Here is a 7,026-nt window from a genome sequence, read left to right as displayed (position 1 = left end):
ACCCCGGTCCCAGCCGATCCGCTCGGCGATCACCGTTGCCGGCATCTCAGGCCACTGCTCAAGCAGTTCACGGATCTGCGGCTCGACCACATCTACGATCGAACCCTTCGGCGCCCGCTGATACTTCGGCGGCGCATCGTCCGCGATCGCCCTGCGGACAGTGTTTCTCGCGATGGCCAGCTTCCTCGCGATCGCCCGCACCGGCATCTGCTCGGCGCGATGAAGCCGGCGGATCTCCGCCCAGTCCTCCACGCTGATCACCCATCCTCCCGGCCTGACTCAACGAGCCAGACCCTTGAAGGGGGTCAACTTTCAAGCGCCGCCACTGGTCCACTTTTCAGCCGTCGCCGACATCCAGCAACATCACCGAACGTCCCGACCGCGCCGCCGACATCCAGCGAAGTCCGTCGGCTCGACCTCGTCACCGCTCCGTGGACCGGGCAGGGCGTTAACACCGGGCGCCACGCGAACAGCCGGCCCGGATCCGTCCGGTCATCCAGTGCGTCTCCGAGTCGCCTTCGCCGCTGGTTTCTTGCCGGCTGTCTTCTTCGCCGTGGACTTCTTCGCGGTGATCTTGCGGGCCGCGGTCTACTTCGGGTCAGCGGTCAGGCCGGCCATGTGATGCACCGCGGCGTCCTTCTCACGGTTCGCGCGGGCCCTGTCGGCCGCCTCCTGGAGCGTGGACAAAAGGTCCGCGACCGGCTCAGCCCGGGCGGGCCGCGGCCGCGCCGCCTTGGCCAGCCTTGCCTTCTCGGAGATCTTGGCGTCCAGCATTGTCTCCACGGCGTGCGCGTACTCGTCATGCATCTTGGCCATGTCGAGTTCAACGCGCGGCTCCGTGTCTGAGCTGGTGCTCCGGCCCCAGCGCCAAGTCCACCAGCGTCTTGACCGGCCCGTTGCTGCACAGCACCGCGTCCGTGAGCTCGAACAGTGCGTCGCGCCGCCCGGTCAGGCAGTCGTAGAAGACCCCTCGGAAGCACCCAGTTCCACCACGCTCACCAGCATGGTCTTCGCGTCGAGACCTGTACCTCCTGGGGGTCCAGAATCATGCGGGGGTGGGTCCGCTGTCCTGGAATCCCCATGTGCGTGACCTGCGCGCGCCGTCAGGCCGCTACTGCGGCAGGCAAGGATCCCCGATCGTCGGCTTTCTCCGCTCGCCCTCGGGGGTGAAGGTCAACGATCCGCGGAACGAGCCGCCGCCGAAACGCACCGCGAGGAGCGACGGTTGCTCGTGCTCGGGTGGCCACGGTTCTGCCCCCGGTTCGCTGCCGTTCCACAGATGGAAGACCACCATCGGCTGGTGCGGATCCTCCGAGAGGTAGCCGAGCGCCTTCCCGTACAGAGGATTGTTCCCTCCGAACAGCACAGAGGCAGGGCCGAACTCCGCCGTCACGTCAGCCCAGGTTCGGTCAACCGCAGCCCACCGCCGGACCCGCCCCGTGAGAGCCTCGTACCCCTCCCCGGTGAGAACCCGATCGGGCTTGAGCCAGCCCCGCCGGTACGCGAACTCCGCGTACACCGAGGCGACTTCACAGCAGTCAGCCTGCGCGGGAAAGACATCCTGGAAGGCCCCGCTGGGACCGATGGGGGTCCAGAGCCCCTGCTCTTCCCAACTCTGCCGCAGCTGGTTCCACGACTCGGGCTGGCGCTCGATGAACAGCAAGTGGTCAATCAGGAGCCGGAAAGCCACCTCGCCGCCATACATCCCGGGCCGGCGAAGGGCAAGGTTGAGCTGATCAATGAGGTGATCGTGGATCTCTTCAGCAGCGGCAAGCGGAGTAGGAAGCGTCACGCACACAGTCTTCCGCATGATGATCATCACGATCTGTGAAACGTCACGTAATTCCCCACCAGCGGCGTCAACTTCCCCGCCCAACTGTTCGAACGCCGCATCTCAGGCCCCGGGGACCCATTCCACGGGAGGGGGCATGCGACTGTAGTGCGGTCCCCTGGTGCCGTACTGAGCGAGGTGCAGGATTTCGCCGCCGACCTGGAGCTCTGCCGGCGGAGGGTTGGGAACGGAGATCCGCGGGTGACGCTGACCATCGATAACGATGCCCTCCCGGAGATCGTTCCGGCCGTCCGCCCAGCTCTGGGCCCGCTCGCGAGTCCACGGGTTCTGCAGGGTCCGCGGGGCGGCGGGGTCGTGATCGTAGCCGTTGAGGCTGCGGACGAGACCTTCGCTGTAGACACCCTTGACCCGGAAGTTCTCCAGGTCATCCGTGCGCACGACCATGTTGACGTACCGACGGCCGTTGCCTCTGTGCCGCCCGACCGCATGCCAGCGACCCCAGCCAGGGTCCCAGCGCACGGGTGGGATCCATAGCAGGGCGCCTACCGGGAAGTGCTTCGTGCCGCGCTGGATGTCGAGACCACTCTCGCCGCGCGCAATTTCCTGCGCCACGTTGGCCACCAGGCACCAGCCCAGCAGTCCGTCCGGCGTCTCTTCTTCGGTGAGTTCCGTGTCGGCCACACCGAGAATCTTCCGGCACGAGACGGGACGCGAACCATCTCTTATCAGCTGAGCCGACCGGAGCAAACCACATGCGCATCACCAGCCGCAGGAGAAACCGGCCTCATTCGAACGGTTGGGCGGGGAAGTTGACGCCGCTGGTGGGGAATTACGTGACCGTCGACAAGCGGGAAGGATTCACGTTCTGAGACCGGGATTCAGGTGGGCTGAGACGACGCGTCAACTGCCGTGTGCCCGCCGTGTGTCCGTCGTTTTGTCGCTCACACGCTGGCGCCCGGCGCCTCCTGCCCGCCCCACGGCCGTCCGCCGCCGACCGCGCCGCCGCCCGGCTCCCGGCGCGTCGTGAGCCGCCGCGCCACCGGTATGACGGCCGACGGTCTCCCGCGACCTGGACGACGCACGCTTCATAGCGCGGCAGGACTCCCGGCACGAGCACCTGGCCGACGACACCCGCGGCCGCGCGGAGCTCCAGGCGCTGCGCGAGCTCGGCACGTTCACCCAGGCCGAACCGCGCACCGGCGACGAAGCTGTGCGGGATCTGGTCACCGGCCGCGCCGGCGGTTACGTCGAGGCCGATGTCGACGCCTGGTTCGCGCACGCCCCTGGTCGCCCGCGGGATCGGGCCTGGGCGACAGCCAGGAGCGGGCGGACAAGCGGCTCGGCTACGGCTCCAACTCGCTGTTGGCCGGACGTAGCGTCCCGCGTCGAGGGGCAACTACCGTGGCGCTCGCGGAAAATTCTCGCCACTCACCTCACAGGGGGACACATTGTGATGAGGAAAGTCAGCGCGATCGTCCTGGCCACGGCGGCTGGTGCCGGGCTGCTTCTCGCAGGGGCACCCGCTGCTCCTGCGACCACGGCCGCTTACCCCTTCCAGCTGTTCAGCCTCTCGTCGTCCGCCCCGGCCAACGAAAACAGCTATTACTCCGGCCGCGTCACCTGGTACAACCGGTCGGTGACCGTCGACGGAAACCTCCATGCCTATGGGTGCCGGCGGGTGTACGCAACCGCCTGGGCAAAAACCACCCCACTGGACACGAGGAGTTCCAGCACCCACTGCAACAACGACTCGGAGCAGACCATCAATCTCGTCGCGGACGTCCCCGGCGGGTCCGACCACGTTTACATCTCCCTGACCGACGAGAACGGCACGGTGCTCGACAGCGGCTACTACTACCGACCCTGATCAGGGCCGGGCGGCGCGTGACAGGTGATCTGCCCCGCACCACCTGGGCGGTGCGGAGTCAGGACATCGCGCAACCGCTCGCCTTGTTGCGCCAAATGCCGGTGGCGCCGGCGCCCGCCGGCGCCCGCCCGCGCCCGCCCGTGCCGCCGGCCGCGCCGCCTCGCGTCCGCCGCGGCGCGTGTCGGCCCCCGGCGGCCCGCCGCGGGGTCCGCCCGGCCGCGCGCTCCCCGACTGGCCGCCAGTACGCCTGCCGGGCCGTCCACTGTCCCGTCCGGTGGCGGCAGATGTCCCACTCCAGGCGCCCGCCGCCCGGCCGCCGGCCGCCGCAGGTGGGTCGCTCCGCGCCGTCGGCCACGCCACGGCCCTGCGGCCTGTCGCCGGCCCGCCGCCCGGCGCCGCTGGCCTGCCCCCGCCCGGCGGCCGGCGGACCGTTCCGCGCCGTCGTCCGGCTCGCCGGGCCGCTCGTCCCCCAGATGCCCCCGGGCTGCCGCGCCCGCCCTACCGGCCCGGCCAGCCCCGCGTCGTCGTCTGGCCGCGGGACTACCCCGCTCGTGGCCCTGCCCGTGAGCCCCGCCGCACGACCCCACCTCCGCCACGGCGCCGGCCGCCTCGCGGCCCGCCTCCCGCGCGCACCCCGGCCGCCTACGTCCGTCTGCGTCCGCCCGCGCCCAGGCCGCCGTCGGTCCGCAGAGCTCCGCCGGTCCGCGCTCGGCTGGGGCGCCGCGGCGCGTGCCGCCGTCGCGCTGCCCGCGCCGTTCGCGCGGTCGTTCGGCGGCCCGCGGCCCCGCCCGGCCGCCGTCTGCCGACCGGCCCGACCGCGTACCGCCTGCCAACTGCCCGCGCCTGGGCTGTCGGCCGCCGCGCCCGGCCGCCGGCCTGCCCAGCCTCCGCCGGCCCGCGCTCGCCCAACCGCCGCCTGGCCGCTCCGCGCAACCGTTGCGCCGCGCGCACTCCGCCTGCCGCAGGCCCGCCGCGGTCCTCCGCGCGCCGGCCGCTGGCCGGGCCTGGCGTCCGCCTGTGGCCCGTGCCGGCTGAGTTGTCTCTGTGTGTTTGAGTCGGTGGTGATCGTTTGCGGTGTGTTGACTTGGGACGATTCAGTTTTTGAGATTGCGGCGGTCTTGTGGTGGTGCCTTGGTTCGGGCGCTGTGAGCGGGAAGGATTCAACTTCTGAGATCGGGATTCAGGCGGGCTGAGACGACGCGTTAACTGCCTTGTGCCCGCCGTGCGTCCGGCACTCTGCCGCTTGCACTCTGCCGCCCGGCGCGCCCGGCTTCCCGACGGTCGCCGTCACGCTGCCCGCCCCGCGGCCTGGTCGCGGCAGCCCAGCCTCCGCCACCCGGCCCGCGCCGCGTCGGTTCGTGGGGATCGCCGTCGTTTCGCGGCCTCGCTCGCGGCTGGCCGTCGTCCGGCCGCGGGCAGCTGTGGGTTCCGGGCGTGGCCCGCCCACACCGGCCACCGGTCCCCGCCGCGGCCCGACCACGTGCTGCTCGATTGTGCTCGGCGTGATGGTGGGGTGCTGTTCCTGGGCGGGCGTCGCGGGCGGGGGCTGCAGGGAGAAGACGAGGAAGGTGACGAGAGGGTTCCGGGCAGGTTGGAAGGGGCCAAGGAGTGGTGTGGTGCCTTCGGCGGCCCGGACGGGGCGCGTGGCCGCTGCTCCGCCCGCCGGCCTGCTGCCTGTCGCTGGCCGTCCGGAGGGGCGGTCAACGGGTGTTGCGTCATGATGGTGCGCATGGGGCAGTTCAACGGTTCGTACGTGGTTCGGTATGGCTGGACTCGAACTGGCGTCTTGAGCGTCATGGTGATGGTCCTGCTCATCGGGGCGGAGGGTTTCCTTTCGCATACGGAGCCGCCTGTGATGGACCACGTCGATCTGGTGTTCAGTCCCTTTGCTGTGTGGATCGCGGCAGTCTGCTTCAGTCACCGCAAGAGTGTGGAGGTGGACAGGCAGGGAATCACGCTTTACCGCTTTCTTCCTTTCCGTAGGCCTGAGTTCGTGGCCTGGTCCGAGGTCGTGGCGGTGAACTGGTCGGTCGAAGGCCCTCCGTGGCGTCGTGGCAGCGACCTGGAGGTGTACCGCCGCACTCCCTGGCAGACCGCCGCCTGCCCCTCAACCAGCCCCCGGCGGGAAGCGCTTGATGCCTGCCTCGCCACGCAGGATGACCCGGACTTCGTCGCGGCGTTCAGGAACACCACTCGGAGCAGACGCTCCACGACCTTGAGCCGCATCGACCCCGTCTGCCTAGCCGCGGCTATCGCGTGTCTCGCTCCTGATGTCCGGCATCTCGGCGATCTCGGTGACGTTGCGCTCGACGGCCAAGCCGTGGGACACCAGTTCGAAGCGCCGTCGTGAAAGATCGAACACGTCTGGGACGAAACAGCTGGTGGCCACAGTCCGATGAGGCCGGTCGGATGTCACTCAGACAGGAGTGGCCCGCCGCCCGCCGGTCCGCCGCCGCTTGGTCGCCGGCCTCGGCCGGGCCTGCCGTGGCCCACACCCCCGCCGCAGGGCTGACCGACCACGGAGGCGGCGGTAGCGGGGAGCCGGTGGCGGGGCTGCTGCGGCCCGGCAACGCGGGCAGCAACACCGTCGCCGACCACATCGCAACCGCCCAACTCGCCCTGGTCCAGCTGCCGAAGAAGTACCGGCGAGGACGCCAGACGCTGATTCGCACCGACTCCGGCGGTGGCACCCACGAATTCGTCGCCTGGCTCGCGCAGCGGGGAAGGTGGCTGTCGTACTCGGTCGGCATGACCATCACCGACGCCATCCACCAGGCCGTCCTCAAAATCCCGCCCGCCGCATGGACGGTGGCCGTCGAACCGGAAGGTGGGATCCGCGACGGCGCATGGGTCGCCGAACTCGACGGAGACGTCCTGAAGGGCTGGCCGAAGGGCATGTGACTGATCGTCCGCAAGGAGCGCCCGCACCCCGGTGCCCAACTGCGGCTCACCGACGCGGACGGGCTGCGACTCACGGCGTTCGCCACCAACACCACCAACGTTCCGATCGCCGTACTCGAACTGCGGCACCGCCAGCGCGCGAGAGCTGAGAGGGCGGGATGTGGCGGTCTGACCGTTTCGGTATCGCCTGATCGTGTTGGTATGGGCGGGAAACGGCTGCACAGCGGGTTTGGCCCCCAGCTAACGATCCGCTGGAGAGTGGAGCAGAGGCTCGGCACCTCGATGCTCCACCGGCGCCTGGTGCGGGACTACGAGTCGAACCCGCAGACCTCCAAGTCCCGCGTCTACCAGAGCTTTTGCGCGAGCGTGCAAAAGGCCTAGCCGTTCGAGTGCTCGCATGGAATCGTTTAACTACGCTTCGCGGCGCGGCCGGTACGGGGGCTCAGCGGTTCGGGGGTTCAGCACG

7 protein-coding genes and 1 pseudogene are annotated in these 7,026 nt (G+C 69.9%); 4 read left to right on the top strand and 4 right to left on the bottom strand.

From position 1 onward, the window contains the following. The 4 genes from BMW99_RS38665 to BMW99_RS38650 form a co-directional block, all read right to left on the bottom strand. A partial coding sequence (locus BMW99_RS38665) for a helix-turn-helix domain-containing protein (RefSeq protein WP_218159335.1) occupies positions 1 to 261 on the bottom strand: 261 nt, incomplete at its 3' end. A 327-nt stretch (positions 262 to 588) separates the two neighbouring features. Continuing rightward, positions 589 to 816 (bottom strand): Ku family protein, encoded by a 228-nt coding sequence (locus tag BMW99_RS38660; RefSeq protein ID WP_069461756.1) that lies wholly within the window; start codon positions 814 to 816, stop codon positions 589 to 591. Between the two features lie 295 nt (positions 817 to 1,111). Beyond that, positions 1,112 to 1,792: a hypothetical protein gene (locus BMW99_RS38655; RefSeq protein WP_069461759.1), complete on the bottom strand. Its 681-nt coding sequence runs from the start codon at positions 1,790 to 1,792 to the stop codon at positions 1,112 to 1,114. A gap of 102 nt (positions 1,793 to 1,894) precedes the next feature. Beyond that, complete coding sequence (locus BMW99_RS38650; protein ID WP_069461757.1) at positions 1,895 to 2,473, bottom strand: hypothetical protein; 579 nt, start codon at positions 2,471 to 2,473, stop codon at positions 1,895 to 1,897. Positions 2,474 to 3,428: 955 nt separating this feature from the next. Between BMW99_RS38650 and BMW99_RS42575 the strand changes: the two genes are divergently transcribed. The 4 genes and pseudogenes from BMW99_RS42575 (at position 3,429) to BMW99_RS42845 (ending at position 6,941) form a co-directional block, all read left to right on the top strand. Next, on the top strand, positions 3,429 to 3,659 hold the full coding sequence (locus BMW99_RS42575) for a hypothetical protein (RefSeq protein WP_245791810.1): 231 nt from the start codon (positions 3,429 to 3,431) through the stop codon (positions 3,657 to 3,659). A 1,729-nt stretch (positions 3,660 to 5,388) separates the two neighbouring features. Beyond that, positions 5,389 to 6,009 (top strand): hypothetical protein, encoded by a 621-nt coding sequence (locus BMW99_RS38640; protein ID WP_141726544.1) that lies wholly within the window; start codon positions 5,389 to 5,391, stop codon positions 6,007 to 6,009. A 161-nt stretch (positions 6,010 to 6,170) separates the two neighbouring features. Beyond that, positions 6,171 to 6,710 (top strand): annotated as a pseudogene (locus BMW99_RS38635) (transposase); the annotation flags it as partial. 108 nt (positions 6,711 to 6,818) lie between these two features. Continuing rightward, positions 6,819 to 6,941 (top strand): hypothetical protein, encoded by a 123-nt coding sequence (locus BMW99_RS42845; RefSeq protein ID WP_265737217.1) that lies wholly within the window; start codon positions 6,819 to 6,821, stop codon positions 6,939 to 6,941. The last annotated feature ends 85 nt before the right edge of the window (positions 6,942 to 7,026 follow it).

Origin of the sequence: Actinacidiphila rubida, from assembly GCF_900110255.1 — a bacterium.
In the GTDB taxonomy this organism is placed as follows: domain Bacteria; phylum Actinomycetota; class Actinomycetes; order Streptomycetales; family Streptomycetaceae; genus Actinacidiphila; species Actinacidiphila rubida.
This window is presented reverse-complemented; position numbering and strand designations above follow the sequence as displayed.

Excerpts from the sequence above, each read along its gene's own strand:
- BMW99_RS38660 (WP_069461756.1), bottom strand. The coding sequence starts at position 816 with ATGGCCAAGATGCATGACGAGTACGCGCACGCCGTGGAGACAATGCTG.
- BMW99_RS38640 (WP_141726544.1), top strand. The coding sequence starts at position 5,389 with ATGGGGCAGTTCAACGGTTCGTACGTGGTTCGGTATGGCTGGACTCGA.